The following is a 17450-nucleotide window of genomic DNA, read 5'->3' on the forward strand; positions in this document are numbered from 1 at the left end:
ATCAGGCGGCTTCCAGCGTCCTTCGCCCCGCACGGGTCCGCATCCGATGGGTGCGTGCCACCTGGGTCGAGCGGCCGATCACCGTGTCCATGAACAGCCATTCCGACGTTGCCGCCTCGGGCGTCAGCGTCACGGTCATGTAGCCGCGGCCGGCGGTGGAGCACCATTTGAGCTCCGGGTTCGCGCGGACCAGAGCGGTCGAGATGTCGGTCGGCGGCTCCTGGCGGAAGAAGGATTCATAACCGGGCGAGGTGACGCTGTGGCCGTCGAACTCGACGCCGGCGCGCTTGCCGTCCTGCGACAGCTCGAAGCCCCAGGCATTGTGGCTGTCGCCCGCCAGGATGACGAGGTCCGCGTCCGCGGCCTGGGCCGCCTGGAGCAGTCGCGCGCGGGCGGCCGGATAGCCGCCCCAGCTGTCGAAGTCGCTCGGCAGGCCCAGTTTCGCCGCGAGCAGCGCCGCCTTGATGCGCGCGGCGATATAATCGGCCGCGTCGGGCGAAATCCAGTTCGCCGCCTCGGGCGGGGCGACCTGCCGCCCGACGATCGTGCCGACGCCGACCACCTGCCAGCGCTTCCTGGCACGCACGGAGCGATGCAGTTCCTCGGCGAGCCAATGTTCCTGCGTCGTTCCCATCATCGAGCGGGCCGGGTCTGCCCAGGCCCCGTCGCGGAAGGCGGTCAGCGCCGCGACCGGATCGGCTGCGCCTTTCAGCGCGGCCTCCAGAGACGGCGCCTGGCCGCGCCCGATCAACCGCGTCTCGGTGCGGAAATAGGTGCCGAGGTCGCCGATCTCGTAAGTGGCGTAGGGCTTGTCGGAAACCGGCATCCATTCGCGCCAGGCCTGCATTGCCGCGATCTTGCGCTCGGTATAGTCGCCTTCGCCCGGATTGTGGTTCTCGGCGCCGCCTTCCCAGCTGTCGTTTGCCGTCTCGTGGTCGTCGACCGACGGGATGATCGGCAGGCGCGCGTGGAGCGCCTGCAGGTCCGGGTCGGCGCGGTAGCAGGCATAGCGGGTGCGATAGTCGGCGAGGTGGATCAGCTCGTTCGCGGGCTCCAGCACGCGCGCGGCGACCGCGTCGCGCTCGCTGGGGTAGGTGCCGCGCTTATATTCGTACAGATAGTCGCCGAGGTGGATGCCCAGATGCAGGTCGTCGCGCTGGGCGGCGTGGGCATAGGCATTGAAATAGCCGAACGGCAGGTTGGCGCAGGAGAACACCGCCATCCGCCATTCGGGCACGCGGCCCTCGGGCAAGGTGCGGGTGCGGCCGATGGGCGAGACTTCGCCGCTCGCCGTGAAGCGGTAGAAATAGGGGCGGCCCGGCTCCAGGCCGGCGACGGTGACTTTCGCGGTCCAGTCGCGCCAGGGGCCGGTGATGACGTCGCCGCCGGCGACGATGCGGCGAAAGTCGGCGGTGTCCGAGATTTCGGCGTGCACGTGCGCGCTGGCGCCCTGCGCGGGGACGTAGCGGGTCCAGAGCAGCACCGAATCCTGCGCCGGCTCGCCCGATGCGACGTTGTGGGTGAAGCCTCGCGCCGCGACGAGCTGCGCCAGCGCCGTGCTTCCGCCTGGCAGCAGCAGCGCGCCGAGGCCGAACGCGCCTCCCTTCACCAGCGAACGGCGATCGATCCTCAGCGTCATCGGCCCCCTCCCAGATGCAGCACTTCCCTCGCGAAGCGCCCTATGTCCTCGTCATCGTGATACAGGCCGAGCCCGATCCGCAAGACGTCGCCGCGCACGTCGGTGATGGCGTCGCGGGCCATCAGCTCCGCCTGCCAGCGCTGGGCATGCGGCGAGCGGAAGGCGAGGAAGCGCGCGTGCGGTCCGCCGGTCAGCGGGTTCAGCAGCTCGGCGCCTTCCAGAGCCGTGCCACGGATTGCGTGCAGCAGATGCTCGTGCAGCCGGGTGACGTGCGCGGCGATCGCGGCCGTGGTCAGCCCCTCGGCTTCCAGCATCGCGCGGACGGCGAGGAAGCGATAGAGGCCGGACGCGTCGAAGGTTGATCCCATGAACCGGCCGGCATCGGGCGCATAGCCGACCGCGCCGGGCGGCAGCGACAGGTCGTCGAACTCGGCATACCAGCCGGTGTAGACCGGGCGCGGCCCATAGCCCGGCGGCGCGTGCAGGAAGGCGACGCCTTCGCCAGCCATCGCGTATTTGTAGCCGCCCGCGACGTAGAAGATGCGGTCCGCGACGGCGCTTAGGTCGGTCTCGATCGCCATGAAAGCATGATAGCCGTCGTCGACGACCCACGGCCCGTCCGGCCGGGCGAGGGCGGCCAGCCGCCCGATGCCGTCGAAGACATGCCCTGAGTTGAACATCACATGGCTGACGAAAATCAGGTCGTGTGCGCCGCCCTCGGCCGCGCTCACGAACCGCTCGGCGAAGCTGTCGAACGGTTCGACGGGCACGCGCTCGACCGTCATTTCGCCCGCCGCTTCCCAGCGCGCGGACTGGCGGCGGAAGCTGTGGAACTCGCCGTCGGTCGCGAGCACGCGCAGCGGGCGAGGCCGTTCGATCGCGGAAACGAGGCGGACGATCAGCTCGTGCGTGTTCGGCGCGAAGACGATGGTGGACGGGTCCAGCAGGCGAAGCTCGCCGGCGACTTCCGCCTGCGTGCGGGGCCAGAGCTCGCCCATGATCCGGTCCCATTTCCGGTCGGCCAGCTTCGCCGCATCCTCCCACGCCTGCCACTGGCCGTCATGGCTGGCGTCCGGCCAGAGGTGATGGCTGTGCGCCGCCAGATGCAGCCGCTCCGGTGCGGCATCGAATGCGCGGCGAAACAGGTGTTTCCAGCTCATATTCCCCCTCTCCCGAGGGGAGAGGGCGACTCGCGGCAAAGCCGCGAGCGGGGTGAGGGGGTGCGGGGCATGACGGCCAAGCGCCCGATCCCCTCACCCGCTCGGCGCTGCCGCGCCGAGTCGACCTCTCCCCATGGGAGAGGTGAGGCGGAGAAAATCACAGCAAAGTCCTCAGCGACCACAGCTCCGGGAACGCGCGCTTCGCGACCGTCTCCTGCAGATACTTCACGCCCGCCGTGCCGCCGGTGCCGCGCTTGCCGCCGATGATGCGGGAGACGGTGAGGACGTGCTTGTGCCGCCAGGTCGCCATAGCGTCGTCGAGGTCGACCAGTTTCTCGGCGAGCTGGTACAGGTCCCACCATCGCTCGGTGTCGCGATAGACTTCGGCCCAGGCCGCCTCGATGCGGGGATCGGGCGTGTAGGGCTGCGTCCAGTCGCGATGGAGTGCTTCAGCCGGCACGTCGAAGCCGGCGGCGGCGAGGGCGGCGTTGGCGTCATCCCACAGGCTCGGCTGCTCCAGCGCCTCGCGCATCGCGCGCTGGGCTTCGGGGCGATCCTTCTGGTAATCGAGGAAGCGGCCATCCTTCAGCCCCAGCAGATATTCGACGGTGCGGAACTGGTCCGACTGGAAGCCGGAGCTGGTGCCGAGCACGCCGCGAAACCGCGAATAATCGGCAGGCGTCATCGTCGCGAGCACGTCCCACGACATGGTCATCACCGCCTGGATGCGCGAGACGCGTGCCAAGCCCTTATAGGCCGGCACCAGCTCGCCGCCGCGCACTTGGCGCTTGGCGAGCTTCAGTTCGGCGATCATCTGTTTCAGCCACAGCTCCTTGGTCTGGTGGATGATGATGAACAGCAGCTCGTCATGGCGGTCGGACAGCGGGTGCTGGGCGGACAGGAGCTGGTCGAGCCCCAAATAGGAAGCATAAGTCACGTCGGTCATGCGGCTTCCTATCGTGCCGCACGCGTTCCGGTAAGCCGGAACCGCTTTCCTTTTGCGCGAGCGTGGATCATGCTCCCGCTCCGTCCGAACAGGGGAGGACGCGATGATCGCATTGACGCTGATGCTCGCCGCCGCGATGCCGGCTCCCGCCGAACAGGCGGCGATCTTCAAGGCCGCGGGCGCGACCCGGCGCGGCACGATGTGGATGATGTGCGCGGAAGAGCCGCGGCCGGAAGGCGCGGCGATCGAGCTCTACCGCGATCTGAACGGCGACGGCCGCCCCGAATCGATCGTCAGCGAAGGCGGCACTTTCTGCTACGGCGCGCAGGAGGCCGGCTATGCGGTGCTCAGCAAACAGCCGGACGGAAGCTGGCGCAAGCTGACCTCCGGCCCCGGCATCGCCGAACCGATGAAGACCAAAGGCGCCGGCGGCTATCCCGACCTGTCGATCGGCGGTCCCGGCTTCTGCTTCCCGGTCGTGCGGTGGAATGGCCGGGAGTATGTGAACCAGCGGTTCGAATATGAGGGGAAGCCGTGCCGGCCGGGGCGGTAGGTGCATCTCAGACGAATTGGAGTGTCCGATCCGCTGCGGACGCATAATCGCCATGCAAGACTTCACCCGATGAACGAGCCTTCTATTGAGGGACTGTTGTTAGCTCTTGTCGGCCTAGTGGGGCTTGGCTTCGGATTTGCCCGACGAGAGATGCCGCTCAACTTTCGCGTGGACACCAGTCGCGATAGAAACCCCGTCGGCTTCTGGGCACTCGCCGGCTTTTATGGCTTCGTGGTGATCGTCGGCATCATGATAGCGATCCGCTACGCTCGGTAGCGGTCATTTATCCTTTTGCGCCCGCCGCGCCCTACACGTTAGCGGACGAGCACCCCGCCCTTCATAACGGCGGCGACATGCTCCAGCACGCGAATATTCGTGAGCGGATTGCCTTCCACCGCGACCATATCCGCGAAGAACCCAGGCGCGACGCGCCCGACCTTATCCTGCCAGCCAATCAGTTCGGCGGCTGACACGGTCGCGGACTGGATCGCCTGCATCGGGGTCATGCCGTAGCGGACTATATAGGCGAACTGGCGGGCGTTGAGGCCGTGCGGGTAGACGCCGGCGTCGGTGCCGTAGCCGATCCTGACGCCCGCCTTCACCGCCTTGGCGAAGCCCTGGCGCTGGGCTTCGGTCGTCTCGTCGTTCTTGCGGAGATATTCGGCGGGCCAGCCCTGCTTGCGCCCTTCCTCGGCGACATAGTCGCCATTGTAGATGTCCATGACCAGCCACACGCCTTTGGCCTTGGCGAGCGCGATGCCTTCGTCGTCGATCAGGCTCGCATGCTCGATCGAGCGGACGCCGCCGCGGATCGCCGCCTTGATGCCCTCCGCGCCGTGGGCATGGGCGGTCGCGTAGCTGTGATGCGCCTTCGCGACCGCGACGGCGGCGCGCACCGCGTCCTCGTCGAGCTCGATCTGTCCCGGCTCGGTGCCGATCGCGAGCACGGCGCCGGTCGCGATCAGCTTCAGGAAATCGGCGCCGCCGGCGAAGATGCGCTCGGCCTTGTCGCGGACCTGGGCCGGCGTGCTCGCCTCGCCGAAGCGCATGTCCTCGGGCATCGTCATGCCCTTCACATTCACTTCGCCGCCGCCGCCCGGCTTGGTGATGTAGGCGCCGGCGACGAGCATGCGCGGGCCGGGGACCAAGCCTCGGTTGATCGCGTCGCGCAGCGCCACGTCGGTGAAGGCGCGGTATGTGCCGACGTCGCGCACGGTGATGAAGCCGGCGCGGAGCGTGGTCAGCGCGTGGTTCGCGCCTAAGAGCGCGGTCGCGGCCGGCGAGGTCTTGTAGGGCAGCAGCGGATCGGACGAGTCGCCGACATCGGCCAGATGCGTGTGCAGGTCGATCAGGCCCGGCAGCACCGTGTAGCGCGACCAGTCGACGATTTCGGCGCCGGCGGGCGGCGCTTTCCAGGCGCCGACTTCGGCGACCTTGTCGTTCTCGACGCGGATCATACGGTTGCTCAGCACTTGCGCCGTCGCCGGGTCGATCAGCCGGCCGGCATGGACATAGACGGTCCGTGCCTCCGCCGGCGCGACCGCGATCAGCGCGGCCATCGCTGCCAGCATCCATTTCATCGCCCCGTCCTCCCTCGCCCTTGGCTTGTGCGTCGGGCGAAGCTAGCGCGCCCGGCATGACCGATCCACTGACGATCCGCCGCCTTTACGGCCGCGCCAAGGGGCACAAGCTCCGCGCGGGGCAGGAAGAGCTGCTGGAACACCTGCTGCCGAAAGTGAGCGTACCCGAGGGGCCGCTCGACGCGCGCACCCTGTTCGGCGACGATCGGCCGCTGGAGTTCGAGATCGGCTTCGGCGCGGGCGAGCATCTGGCGGCGCAGGCCGAGGCGCGGCCGGACCACGGCTTTATCGGCTGCGAACCGTTCCTGAACGGCGTGGTCGGCGCGCTCGCCAAGATCGACGATCGCGAACTCGGCAATGTCCGGGTGCATATGGGCGATGCATTGGACGTGCTGGAGCGGCTGCCCGACGCCTCGCTGGAGCGGCTCTACCTGCTCCATCCCGACCCGTGGCCCAAGGCGCGGCATGCGAAGCGGCGGATGGTCAATCACGGCCCGCTCGACCTGATCGCGGCGAAGCTGAAACCCGGCGGCGAATTCCGGCTGGGCACCGACGATCCGGTCTATTGCCGCTGGTCGATGATGGTGATGAACCAGCGCCGCGACTTCGAATGGCAGGCAAAGACGGCCGCCGATTTCCTCGCACGCCCCGCCGACTGGCCGCAGACCCGCTACGAGGCCAAGGCTCGGCGCAAGGGCCATGAAGTCTGGTATTTCCGCTACATCCGCCGCTGAGTCTTCGTCGCACGACGCGCCGGCTCCGTCGACCGGTCGTTTCGCCTGGTAAACGCGCCGCTAACCGCGCTCGCTCCAACTTCAACCGGGGTGAAAGACGATGCGTATCCTGATGGCGGCGGCTGCCGCCTTGCTTTGCACGACCGCGGCCAACGCGACCGTGACCGACGATTTCAACCGGCCCGATGCGCTGACGATCGGCGACAATTACGACGTCGAGAACGGCAATTTCCGGATCAGCGGCAGCAAGGCGATCACGACCAATTTCGTGTCGCTCGCGACCTACAGCAATTCGACCTCGGTCAGTGCCGGCCTCGACGCGTCGCTGCGCGGCATCGACGCGGGCAGCTATGTCGCGCTGTCGTTCGGTTATGGCACCGCGAACAGCTATTTCATCAAGGTGCAGGACAATAACGGCGACGGCTTTTTCGACATGTACGGGTTCGATACGGGCAACAACGAGCTGAACGGCCCGTTTGTCGGACTGAACCCGTTCCAGGCCGGCCAGATCGACGTCAGCGTCGACGGAACCGTCGCAAAGCTCAGCATCTTCGCCAATGGCGCGACCCAGACCTACAGCTTCGATTACGGCTATGCGCCCGGCAACACCCGGGTCGGCTTCGGCCTGAACCGGCAGGGCGCGGCCGACAATTTCCGCTTCGACGCGGTGACCGGCGGCAACGCGGTGCCGGAGCCGGCAAGCTGGGCGCTGATGATCGGCGGCTTCGGCCTGGCCGGCGCGGCCGCCCGCCGTCGGCGCACGGGGGCTGGGTTCGCGTGACTCCAAACGCCCGGCCGCTTGACCGGCGGCCGGGCGTCAACGCGCGGGCGTCAGCTTCAGCAGCCGCGCGCCTTTCCCGTCCTCCAGCAGCCAGACCGTGCCTTGCGGGCCTTGGGCCACGTCGCGGATGCGTGCGCCCATGTCCCAGCGGTCGGCCTTCGCCGCCGTGTCGCCGTCCAGCGTCACGCGGATCAGCGCTTCGCCCGACAGCGCCGCGATCAGGCCGGAGCCGCGCCAGCGCGGGAACAGCGATCCCGAATAGATGATGAAGCCGCCCGGCGAGATCGACGGATTCCAGGAGAGTTTCGGCGCCGCAAAGCCGTCACCCGGGTGGTGGTCCGGGATCGGCGATCCATCGTAATTGTCGCCGTTCGAGACGACCGGCCAGCCGTAGTTCCGGCCCGGCAGGATCATGTTCAGCTCGTCGCCGCCCTTCGGGCCCATCTCGGTTTCCCACAACCGCCCGTCGGCGGCGAAGGCGAGGCCATAGGGGTTGCGATGGCCGCTGCTCCAGATCTGCGAGCGCGCACCGGAGCCGGAGATCGGATTGAAGGGCGGCGTCGTCCCGTCCGGATAGAGGCGCAGGATCTTGCCGAGCGTCTGGTTCGGGTCCTGTGCGGGCGTCTTCCGCTGCCGCTCGCCCGAGGTCAGGAACAGATATTTGCCGTCGGGCGAAAAGGCGATCACGCCGCCGAATTGCCCGCCGCTGCCGTCCGACCCCTGCCGCCAGATCACCCGCAACCCATCGAGCCGCGCAGCGCCGTCGGCTTCGACCAGCTGCGCCCGGGCGAGCGCCAGGCTGCTGCCCTTCGGCCGGGGCTCCGAATAGGTCAGATAGATGTCATGGTCTTGAGCGAACCTTGGCGACAGGGCGACGTCCAGCAGCCCGCCCTGATTGACGAACGCGACCTTCGGCACGCCCGCCACGTCGATCGTCTCGCCGCCCGGCGCCCAGAGTTTCAGCACGCCCGGCTTCTCCGTGACCAGCAGCCGCCCGTCGGGCAGGAATGCCATCGCGAAGGGCCGGTCGAAGCAGCCTTCGACGGTCATGTCGAACGGGCGAGCCGAAGCCGTGCGAGCCTCCGACGGACGCTCGGCATCGGCGCCCTTGCTCGCGCCGCCAGCCGATCCACAGCCGGTGAGGACGGCCACAGCCAGGGCGGATATCAAACGCATGCGCATCGCTCTCTAACAGCCGGACGGCCGGTCGGGTTCAAGTCGCGGTGGCGGGACGCTGCGACCGGGGTGCAGGGTTAAACGACCGAATACTGCGTATCGCCGTGTCCGCGGCAGTGGATTGCTGATATAACCAGCCGCGCGGAGTCGCTTACCCCTGCGTGCGTTGGGACAGCCAAAGCGCAGGTGGATGAGAGTGCTCGTTTCCGGCACCGGATCACGGCTGTCGACCCCGATGGGGATTGGCAGAGGAACGACGTCATGGAACCGACCTTAACCGCAACCCAGAAATCGACGACCAGAGGGCGCGCGGCCCAGATTTCGATCGGCGCGAAGGGGGACCTGCGCGCGGTGCGCGTGTCCCATCCGGGCAAGCTTTCGCCGGACGAGATCGCCCGGATCGACAAGGTGCTGATCAACGACGTGATCAAGGACCTGACCGGTTGCGCCTGCCTGTCCGGCACGATCGACGTGATCTGGGAGAAGCAATTCGACCGCATCCTCGACGTCCAGCTCGGGCACTGACGAGGGACAGGGGGCATGGCCCTGGCCAAGCCGTCGGTCGGATTGCTCTACAATCCGGCAGTGCCGGCCGTGCTCGACGCGGCCGGCACCCTTGTCGACCATATCGAGGTCATTCCCGACCGTCTCTGGTACGATTTCGGCACCGGTGCGGAACATCGCTTCTCTCACGCGCACACCGCGATCGCCGAACTGGGGCGCTTCGCCGGCAGGCATGCGATGATCGGCCACGGCATCGGCCTGTCGCTGCCGAGCGCGATGCCGATCGACGAAGACCTGCTGGCCGAAGTCGCCGCCTCGCACCGGCATTTCGGCTATCGCTGGTACAGCGAGCATCTGAGCATGTTCCTCGCCCCCGGCGGGTCGGTGCCGAATGCGCAGGCGGGCATGGGCCTGCCGGTGGTGCATGATGCCGAGCTTCTGGAGATCGTGGGCCGCAAGGTCGAGCTGCTGCAGGCGACGCTGGGCGTGCCGATCGCGCTTGAGAACGGCACCATCTTCTCGGCCGTGCCGAACCCCGAGATGAGCGAGCCCGAGTTCATGAACCGGCTGCACGAGCGCACCGGCTGCAAGATGCTGCTCGACCTCCACAATCTCTACGCGAACATGCGCAATCTCAATTGGTCGCCGGCCGAGTATCTGGGCGCGCTCGATCCAGAGATCGTGATCGAGGTGCATGTCGCCGGCGGCGATCCCCTGCGCGGCCACTATACAGATTCCCATTCGCGGCGGAGCCCGGCGGTGATCTGGGACTGGCTGGAGGAATGGGGACCGCGCTTTCCGAACCTCGCCGCGATCACCTTCGAGTATCACGAGTCCTACCACAAGCGGATCGGCCTGGCCGGGGTGGTCGCCGAGCTGGAGAAGATGCATGCGGCGGCCGAGGCCATCTCCGGCGCCCCGCAACCGACGCCGGCATTCGCATGAGCCTGGACCAATTCCAGCGCGCGCTGACCGACCTGACGGCGTCGCCCGCGCTGTGCCGCGCGGTGCGCCGCGAGCCTGCGCTGCTGAGCCAGCTTTATGCGCTGTCGCCCCTCGAGCAGGACCGGCTGGCGGACATCGCCGCCAGCAACGGCATGGAAGCCAACTGCATGATCTATCGCGCCAACAGGCTCGCCCCGGTCGCACTCAATTGCCCCGATCTCTGCGCGGCGCTGGGCGACGACCTCAACCGCCTGATTTCGGCTTATTGGTATGCCGAGCCGACCACCAACGTGCACTTCCTGGTCGAGACCGAGCGCTTCTGCCAGTTCCTCGAGGAGCGCGACGATCTGTCGCCGCAGGCGCGCAAGGCCTTGTCGCGCGAGCACCGCAAAGTCCGTGACCGGCTGGCCGCGACGGCGGCCATGGCCGATCGGGATGCGTTCGCCGTCGCCCGCGTCATGCCGCCGGCGTAAGCTTCCACAGCCGCCCGCCGGTGTCCCCGTCCTCGAGTACCCAGATCGCGCCGTCCGGCCCTTCGCGGACGCCGCGGATGCGCGCCTCCAGGTCCCACTGGTCGCCCTTGGCCGCGCTGGTGCCGTTGGTGTCGACGCGGATCAGCGCGGTGCCCGACAACGCGCCGATGAACAGGTCGTCCTTCCACTCCGGCCACAGCTTGCCCGAGTAGGCCATCAGGCTGGACGGGGAGATTGACGGGTTCCACCAGACCTTGGGCGCTTCGAAGCCGTCGCCCGGCCGGTGATCGGGAATGTCGCGCCCGTCATAATGGCTGCCGTTGGACGCGAGCGGATAGCCGTAATCGAGGCCGGGCCGGACCAGGTTGACCTCGTCGCCGCCCTGCGGGCCCATTTCGTCCTCCCACAGATTGCCGGCGGAATCGAACGCGATGCCGAGCAGGTTGCGGTGGCCGTAGGACCAGATCGCCGGGTGGAAGCCCTTGGCGGCGAGCGGGTTGCCGGCCGCGGGCGTGCCGTCATCGTTCAGGCGGAGCACCTTGCCGAGCGTCGCCTTCGGATCCTGCGCCGGCGTGAATTTCTGCCGTTCGCCATTGGTGAAGAACAGATATCCGTCCGGCGAGAAGGCGATCCGGCCCGAATAATGGCCATTGCCTTCCACGAAAGGCGTCGCGCGAAAGATCGTCGTCAGCCCCTCCAGCCGCGTCGTCGGGCAAGGTGCCTTGATGCAGCGGATGTTCGGATCGTCGACCAGCTTGCCCCGCATCAGCACCACGCCTTTTCCGCCGGGTCCCGCCTGCGACGCGCTGATATAGACCCAGTGGTTCTCGGCGAACTTCGGATGGAGGACGACGTCCATCAGGCCGCCCTGGCCGGCACTGTCGACCGGGATCGCGGCCAGCACCGAATGATCCTTGCCGTCCGCCGAGACCAGCAGCAGCTCGCCCTTCTTCTCCGTCACCAGCATCCGCCCGTCCGGCAGGAAAGCAAGCGCCCAGGGGGCCTGGAACTTGGTGACTTCCGTCATCGCGAACGGCCGGGCCGCCGTTGCCGCGGAAGCGGCCCCCGTCGGAGCGGAAGACGCGGCATTCTCCGCATGGCCCGAACAGGCGGCCAGCAGAGCGATCGTCAAGGCGGCTGCGATTCGCATCTCTCTTTCCCTCATCGGCTTCCGAAAGACCCGAAAGGTCCCAAAGGTCGCACTGCGTTCTGCCGGAACTGCATCAACCGATCCGGCGCGGACGGTTGTGAACATGCGCTAGCCCAGTCCGGCCGATGTAGGACAGCCTTTTCGTTCGGGCTTGTCGGGAAGGCGGGCGAGGTCTATATCGCCCATGTTTCCTCGACATCGGTAACGGAGTTGAGGCTGGTGCCCTGCGGCGCCGGCGCGGAACGCTTGTGCATTCTGGAGGACCCGGTTGGCGGATATCGCTGCCCTGACGCGACTGATCGAACCCGAGGCGAAGGCGCTCGGCTTCGATCTCGTCCGCGTGGCGATGATCGGCGGCGCGTCCGACCCTACGCTGCAGGTGATGGCCGAGCGGCCGGACACGCGCCAGCTGACGATCGACGACTGCGCCGACCTGTCGCGCCGCCTGTCCGACGTGCTCGATGCCGCCGATCCAATCGAGGAAGCCTATCGGCTGGAAGTCAGCTCGCCCGGCATAGACCGGCCGCTGACCCGGCTTCAGGATTTCGAGGACTGGAAGGGGCATGAGGCGCGGATCAAGCTGTCTGACCCTGTCGAGGGTCGCAAGCAACTGACCGGCACGCTGGAAGGCGTCCAGGGCGACGTGGTTGCGATCGACGTCAACGGCTTTAAGGCCATGGCCGTCCCGTTCTCCGCCATTGCCAGCGCCAAGCTGGTGCTCACCGACAAGCTCATCGCGGCCACCGCGCCGCTCTCGGCCGAAGGGGCCGACAAAGTTCACGTGGAAGGGTAAGACACGATTATGGCCACCTCAGCCGTTTCCGCCAACAAGGCAGAACTGCTCGCAATCGCGGACTCGGTCGCGCGCGAGAAGCTGATCGACAAGGCGATCGTCATCGAGGCGATGGAAGACGCGATCCAGCGCGCGGCGAAGAACCGCTACGGCGCCGAGATGGAAATCCGCGCCAAGCTCGATCCGTCGAACGGCGACCTGCGCCTGTGGCGCGTGGTCGAGGTGGTCGAGCAGGTCGACGATATCTACAAGCAGGTGAACGTCCAGGACGCGCAGCGGCTGGAGAAGGGCGCGAAGATCGGCGATTTCATCGTCGATCCGCTGCCCCCGATCGAGTTCGGCCGCATCCAGGCCCAGGCATCGAAGCAGATCATCTTCCAGAAGGTGCGCGAGGCGGAGCGCGAGCGCCAATTCGAGGAGTTCAAGGACCGCGTCGGCGAGATCATCACGGGCGTCGTGAAGCGCGTCGAGTTCGGCCACATCGTCGTCGATCTCGGCCGGGCCGAGGGCGTGATTCGCCGTGACGCGCAGATCCCGCGCGAAGTGGTGCGCGTCGGCGATCGCATCCGGGCCATCATCCTGCGCGTGATCCGCGAGAATCGCGGGCCGCAGATTTTCCTGAGCCGCGCCCATCCCGACTTCATGAAGAAGCTGTTCGCGCAGGAAGTGCCGGAAATCTACGACGGCATCATCACCATCCAGGCGGCGGCGCGCGATCCGGGCAGCCGCGCCAAGATCGGCGTGATCAGCCGCGACAGCTCGATCGACCCGGTCGGCGCCTGCGTCGGCATGAAGGGCAGCCGCGTGCAGGCGGTCGTCCAGGAAATGCAGGGCGAGAAGATCGATATCATCCCCTGGTCGCCCGACACCGCGACGTTCGTCGTCAACGCGCTGCAGCCGGCGAATGTCAGCCGCGTCGTGATCGACGAGGAAGAGGACCGGATCGAAGTGGTGGTGCCCGACGACCAGCTGTCGCTGGCGATCGGCCGGCGCGGGCAGAACGTCCGCCTTGCCAGCCAGCTGACCGGCAAGGCGATCGACATCCTGACCGAGACCGACGCGTCCGAGAAGCGGCAGCGCGAGTTCGCCGAGCGCTCGGAGATGTTCCAGAACGAGCTCGACGTCGACGAGACGCTGGCGCAGCTGCTGGTCGCCGAAGGCTTCACCAGCCTGGAGGAAGTCGCCTATATCGAGGTCGACGAGATCGCCTCGATCGAAGGCTTTGACGAGGAGCTGGCGGCCGAGCTGCAGAGCCGCGCGCAGGAAGCCCTGGAGCGCCGCGAGGAAGCGGCCCGCGAGGAACGCCGCGCGCTCGGCGTCTCCGACGAACTGGCGACGATGCCGTACATGACCGAGGCGATGCTGGTCACGCTCGGCAAGGCCGGCATCAAGACGCTCGACGATCTGGCCGATCTTGCGACCGACGAGCTGGTCGCGAAAAAGCGGGTCGAGCCGCGCCGCCGCAACGAGGACGCGCCGAAGCGGCCCGAGGACAAGGGCGGCGTGCTCGCGGAATACGGCCTCAGCGAAGAGCAGGGCAACGAGATCATCATGGCGGCCCGCGCTCACTGGTTCGAAGGGGAGGACGCAGTTGCGGAAACCTCCCAATGAACGGCCGAAGCTAAGGCTGAAGCATCCGGTTCCCCCCTCCCGCCTGCGGGAGGGGCTGGGGGAGGGCCTTTCCGGTCAGATCCCCGCAGGTGGAGGCATGCCCTCCCCTGACCCCTCCCGCAAGCGGGAGGGGAAAGAGGACGGACCCGAGCGCAAGTGCGTGCTGACCGGCGACAAGGTCGATCGCGCGTCGCTGATCCGCCTGGTCTTGTCGCCGGAAGGCGAAGTGCTGGCGGACGTGCGCGCCAAGGCGCCGGGGCGCGGCGCCTGGATCGGCGTCGACCGCGAGGCGCTGCAGCGCGCGATCGACAGCGGCAAGCTGAAATCGGCGCTGTTCCGTGCCTTCCGCCGCCGCGACCTGACCGTTTCGGCGGACCTGCCCGAGCAGATCGAGCGGCAGCTGGAGCGCGCGGCGCTCGACCGGCTCGGCCTTGAGGCGCGAGCGAGCACGATCGTCACCGGCGGCGAGCGGATCGAGACGGCCGCACGGGCCGGGAAGGTCGCATTGCTGCTCCATGCCGCCGATGCCGGCGAGGACGGCAACCGCAAGCTGGACCAGGCGCTGCGCGTCGGCAGCGATGCCGAGGGAAGCGGGCTGAAGGGCCTCGTAATTGCCGCGCCGCGCACCATATTGTCGTCTGCCCTGGGCCGCGAGAATGTGGTACATGTGGCCGTGACGGACCCGGGGGCTGCCCGGCGAGTGGGCGACGTCATCGCCCGCTGGCACAGGTTTATCGGATTTGGCTCAGGCGAACGGCCTTGCGAAACGGTGCCGCAGGGTTCAATCGCCGCTGCTGCGTCTTCGGACGCGGCCGCGCCTGCTGCGAATGAAGGACTGACGACGGTTCATGAGTGATATCGACAACAAGGAAAAGCCGAAGCTGGGCGCGCGGGCGCCTCTGGGCCTGAAGCGCACGGTCGAGACCGGCAAGGTCAAGCAGAGCTTCAGCCACGGCCGTTCGAATACCGTCGTCGTCGAGGTGAAGCGCCGGCGCGTGCCGCTCGGCCGCCCGGGCGAGGCGGAAGCGGCGCCGGCGCCCGAGCCTGAGGTCGCCAAGGCCCCGGCCGCGCCCGTCGCCGCGCCGGCCGCGCCCGCGCGTCCCGCCGCGCCGGAACCCAGCCGGCCGATGACGCCGCTGGAGCGGCGCGAACAGCAGGCCCGCCTGCTTCGCGAAGCCGAGGAAGCGCGCATGGCCGCGCTGGAGGAGACCCGCCGCCGCGAGGAGCAGGCGCGGACCCAGGCCAGCGAAGAAGAGCGCCGCCGCGCCGAAGAGAATCGCCGCGCCGAGGAAGAAGCGCGCAAGCAGGCCGAAGAGGAAGCGCGACGCGCTCAGGAAGCGCCTGCCGAACCGGAACCCGCGCCGGCCGCCGAGGAGGCGCCGTCGCAGGAACGCGCCGCGTCGCCGGCGCCCCGCCGCTTCACGCCGGTCCAGGCGCCGCGCCGGCCCGAGCCGCCGGCCCGCCCGGCGCGTCCGGGCCCCCGCGGCGGCGACGATCGCCGCCAGTCGGGCAAGCTGACCGTCACGCGTGCCCTGTCCGACGACGAGGGCGCCCGCGCCCGCTCGCTCGCCGCGCTGAAGCGCGCGCGGGAGAAGGAGCGCCGCGCCCATATGTCGGGCTATGGCCAGCCCCAGGCGAAGCAGGTCCGCGACGTGGTGGTGCCCGAGGCGATCACCGTCGGCGAGCTCGCCAACCGCATGGCCGAGCGCGGCGCCGACCTGGTGAAGGCGCTGTTCAAGATGGGCATGCCCGTCACGCTGACCCAGACCATCGACCAGGACACGGCCGAGCTGCTCGTCACCGAGTTCGGGCACCGCATCAAGCGTGTGTCGGAATCGGACATCGACATCCAGTCGACCGAGGACGTGGACGCGGCGGAGTCGCTGCAGTCGCGCGCGCCGGTGGTCACGATCATGGGCCATGTCGATCACGGCAAGACGTCGCTGCTGGACGCGCTGCGCGGCACCGAAGTGGTGGCGGGCGAGGCGGGCGGCATCACCCAGCATATCGGCGCCTATCAGGTGACGGTGAAGTCGGGCGACAAGATCACGTTCCTCGACACGCCGGGCCACGAAGCGTTCAGCGAGATGCGCGCGCGCGGCGCCAACGTCACCGACATCGTCGTGCTGGTGGTGGCTGCCGATGACGGGCTGCGTCCGCAGACCGTCGAGGCGATCAACCACACCAAGGCGGCCGGCGTGCCGATGATCGTCGCGATCAACAAGATCGACAAGCCCGAGGCCAAGCCGCAGAAGGTCCGCGAGGAGCTGCTGCAGCACGAGGTCATCGTCGAGGACATGGGCGGCGACGTGCAGGACGTCGAAGTCTCCGCGCTCAAGAAGACCAACCTCGACGATCTGATCGAGAAGATCCAGCTGCAGGCGGAGCTGCTCGAGCTAAAGGCCAATCCCGACCGGCCGGCCGAAGGCACGGTGGTCGAGGCGAAGCTGGACAAGGGCCGCGGCCCGGTCGCGACGATCCTGGTCGGCCGCGGCACGCTGCGCGTGGGCGACGTGTTCGTGGTCGGCGCGGAAAGCGGCAAGGTGCGCGCACTGGTCGACGACAAGGGCCGCAACATCAAGGAAGCGGGGCCCTCGGTTCCGGTCGAAGTGCTCGGCCTGTCCGGCGTTCCCGGCGCCGGCGACCAGCTGACCGTGGTCGAGAACGAAGCGCGTGCCCGCGAGGTCGCCGCCTATCGCGCCGGCGTGATCCAGCAGAAGCGCACGACCTCTGCACCGGCATCGCTGGAATCGATGTTCTCGGCGCTGCGCGACAAGCAGGCGATCGAATATCCGGTCGTGGTGAAGGCCGACACGCAGGGCTCGGTCGAGGCGATCGTCGGCGCGCTGAACAAGATCGGCACGGAGGACATCCGCGTCCGCATCCTCCATTCGGGCGTGGGCGGCGTCACCGAAAGCGACGTGATCCTGGCAAGCGCGTCCAAGGCGCCGATCATCGGCTTCAACGTCCGCGCGAACGCCAAGGCGCGCGAGATCGCGAACCGCGATGGCGTCGCGCTGAAATATTACGACGTGATCTATCACCTGACCGACGAGATCCGCGCCGGCATGGCCGGCCAGCTCGGCCCGGAATCGATCGAGCACGTCGTCGGCCGCGCCGAGGTGCGCGAGGTGTTCAGCGCCGGCAAGCACGGGAAGGCGGCCGGCCTGCTCGTCACGGAAGGTTATATCCGCAAGGCGCTCAAGGCCCGCATCACGCGCAACGACGTCATCATCTACAACGGCGCGATCGCATCGCTCCGGCGTTTCAAGGACGACGTGGCCGAAGTCCGCGCCGGCCTGGAATGCGGCGTCACGTTCGAGAACACGACCGACATCAAGCCGGGCGATTTCGTCGAGACGTTCGAAGTCGAGCTGCGCGAGCGGACGCTTTGATACGACATCC

The 17450-nt window shown here is 68.0% G+C and carries 17 protein-coding genes; 11 read left to right on the forward strand and 6 right to left on the reverse strand.

The window, feature by feature from the left end; translation table 11 throughout:
- Position 1: 1 nt before the first annotated feature.
- From GON01_RS15830 to GON01_RS15840, 3 genes are all read right to left on the reverse strand, one after another.
- Positions 2 to 1639 carry an alkaline phosphatase D family protein gene (locus GON01_RS15830; protein WP_157028356.1) on the reverse strand — a complete coding sequence of 546 codons (1638 nt, stop codon included), beginning with the start codon at positions 1637 to 1639 and terminating at the stop codon, positions 2 to 4.
- Positions 1636 to 2799, reverse strand: coding sequence for an aminotransferase class V-fold PLP-dependent enzyme (locus GON01_RS15835; RefSeq protein ID WP_157028357.1), 1164 nt, complete (start codon positions 2797 to 2799; stop codon positions 1636 to 1638). The genes GON01_RS15830 and GON01_RS15835 overlap by 4 nt, the downstream gene beginning before the upstream one ends.
- Before the next feature lie 157 nt (positions 2800 to 2956).
- Complete coding sequence (locus GON01_RS15840) at positions 2957 to 3745, reverse strand: tryptophan 2,3-dioxygenase (protein WP_157028358.1); 789 nt, start codon at positions 3743 to 3745, stop codon at positions 2957 to 2959.
- Between the two features lie 103 nt (positions 3746 to 3848).
- Between GON01_RS15840 and GON01_RS15845 the strand changes: the two genes are divergently transcribed.
- Positions 3849 to 4298, forward strand: a complete 450-nt coding sequence (locus tag GON01_RS15845; RefSeq protein WP_157028359.1) for a hypothetical protein — start codon at positions 3849 to 3851, stop codon at positions 4296 to 4298.
- A gap of 69 nt (positions 4299 to 4367) precedes the next feature.
- On the forward strand, positions 4368 to 4574 hold the full coding sequence (locus GON01_RS15850) for a hypothetical protein (RefSeq protein WP_198159875.1): 207 nt from the start codon (positions 4368 to 4370) through the stop codon (positions 4572 to 4574).
- Between the two features lie 38 nt (positions 4575 to 4612).
- On the opposite strand, the gene GON01_RS15855 is transcribed toward GON01_RS15850, so the two are convergent.
- A complete protein-coding gene (locus GON01_RS15855) occupies positions 4613 to 5869 on the reverse strand; it encodes a Xaa-Pro dipeptidase (RefSeq protein WP_456299956.1) in 1257 nt (418 codons plus the stop codon).
- 65 nt (positions 5870 to 5934) lie between these two features.
- Here GON01_RS15855 and trmB point away from each other — a divergent pair, with 65 nt between their 5' ends.
- Positions 5935 to 6612, forward strand: coding sequence for a tRNA (guanosine(46)-N7)-methyltransferase TrmB (gene trmB, locus GON01_RS15860; protein WP_157028362.1), 678 nt, complete (start codon positions 5935 to 5937; stop codon positions 6610 to 6612).
- A gap of 100 nt (positions 6613 to 6712) precedes the next feature.
- Positions 6713 to 7393, forward strand: coding sequence for a PEPxxWA-CTERM sorting domain-containing protein (locus GON01_RS17110; RefSeq protein ID WP_232328920.1), 681 nt, complete (start codon positions 6713 to 6715; stop codon positions 7391 to 7393).
- 36 nt (positions 7394 to 7429) lie between these two features.
- On the opposite strand, the gene GON01_RS15870 is transcribed toward GON01_RS17110, so the two are convergent.
- Positions 7430 to 8575 (reverse strand): PQQ-dependent sugar dehydrogenase, encoded by a 1146-nt coding sequence (locus GON01_RS15870; protein WP_157028363.1) that lies wholly within the window; start codon positions 8573 to 8575, stop codon positions 7430 to 7432.
- A gap of 255 nt (positions 8576 to 8830) precedes the next feature.
- On the opposite strand from GON01_RS15870, the gene GON01_RS15875 reads away from it, so the two are divergent.
- Genes GON01_RS15875 through GON01_RS15885 form a run of 3 tightly spaced genes read left to right on the forward strand, consistent with a single transcriptional unit; the run spans position 8831 to position 10491 of the window.
- On the forward strand, positions 8831 to 9094 hold the full coding sequence (locus tag GON01_RS15875) for a hypothetical protein (RefSeq protein ID WP_157028364.1): 264 nt from the start codon (positions 8831 to 8833) through the stop codon (positions 9092 to 9094).
- Positions 9095 to 9109: 15 nt separating this feature from the next.
- Positions 9110 to 10018, forward strand: a complete 909-nt coding sequence (locus tag GON01_RS15880; RefSeq protein ID WP_157028365.1) for a DUF692 domain-containing protein — start codon at positions 9110 to 9112, stop codon at positions 10016 to 10018.
- Complete coding sequence (locus GON01_RS15885; protein WP_157028366.1) at positions 10015 to 10491, forward strand: hypothetical protein; 477 nt, start codon at positions 10015 to 10017, stop codon at positions 10489 to 10491. Before GON01_RS15880 ends, GON01_RS15885 begins: the two co-directional genes overlap by 4 nt.
- On the opposite strand, the gene GON01_RS15890 is transcribed toward GON01_RS15885, so the two are convergent.
- Positions 10475 to 11656: a PQQ-dependent sugar dehydrogenase gene (locus tag GON01_RS15890; protein WP_408640936.1), complete on the reverse strand. Its 1182-nt coding sequence runs from the start codon at positions 11654 to 11656 to the stop codon at positions 10475 to 10477. The genes GON01_RS15885 and GON01_RS15890 overlap by 17 nt on opposite strands.
- Before the next feature lie 253 nt (positions 11657 to 11909).
- Here GON01_RS15890 and rimP point away from each other — a divergent pair, with 253 nt between their 5' ends.
- The 4 genes from rimP (at position 11910) to infB (ending at position 17440) form a co-directional block, all read left to right on the forward strand.
- Positions 11910 to 12434 (forward strand): ribosome maturation protein RimP, encoded by a 525-nt coding sequence (gene rimP, locus GON01_RS15895; protein WP_157028368.1) that lies wholly within the window; start codon positions 11910 to 11912, stop codon positions 12432 to 12434.
- 9 nt (positions 12435 to 12443) lie between these two features.
- Entirely contained in the window at positions 12444 to 14045 is a 1602-nt protein-coding gene (nusA, locus tag GON01_RS15900) for a transcription termination factor NusA (RefSeq protein ID WP_157028369.1), read from the forward strand.
- Between the two features lie 97 nt (positions 14046 to 14142).
- Positions 14143 to 14901 carry a DUF448 domain-containing protein gene (locus GON01_RS15905; RefSeq protein WP_157028370.1) on the forward strand — a complete coding sequence of 253 codons (759 nt, stop codon included), beginning with the start codon at positions 14143 to 14145 and terminating at the stop codon, positions 14899 to 14901.
- Positions 14894 to 17440, forward strand: coding sequence for a translation initiation factor IF-2 (infB, locus tag GON01_RS15910; RefSeq protein ID WP_157028371.1), 2547 nt, complete (start codon positions 14894 to 14896; stop codon positions 17438 to 17440). The genes GON01_RS15905 and infB overlap by 8 nt, the downstream gene beginning before the upstream one ends.
- The last annotated feature ends 10 nt before the right edge of the window (positions 17441 to 17450 follow it).

It is taken from the genome of Sphingomonas horti (genome assembly GCF_009753715.1).
GTDB classification, from domain to species: domain Bacteria; phylum Pseudomonadota; class Alphaproteobacteria; order Sphingomonadales; family Sphingomonadaceae; genus Sphingomonas_B; species Sphingomonas_B horti.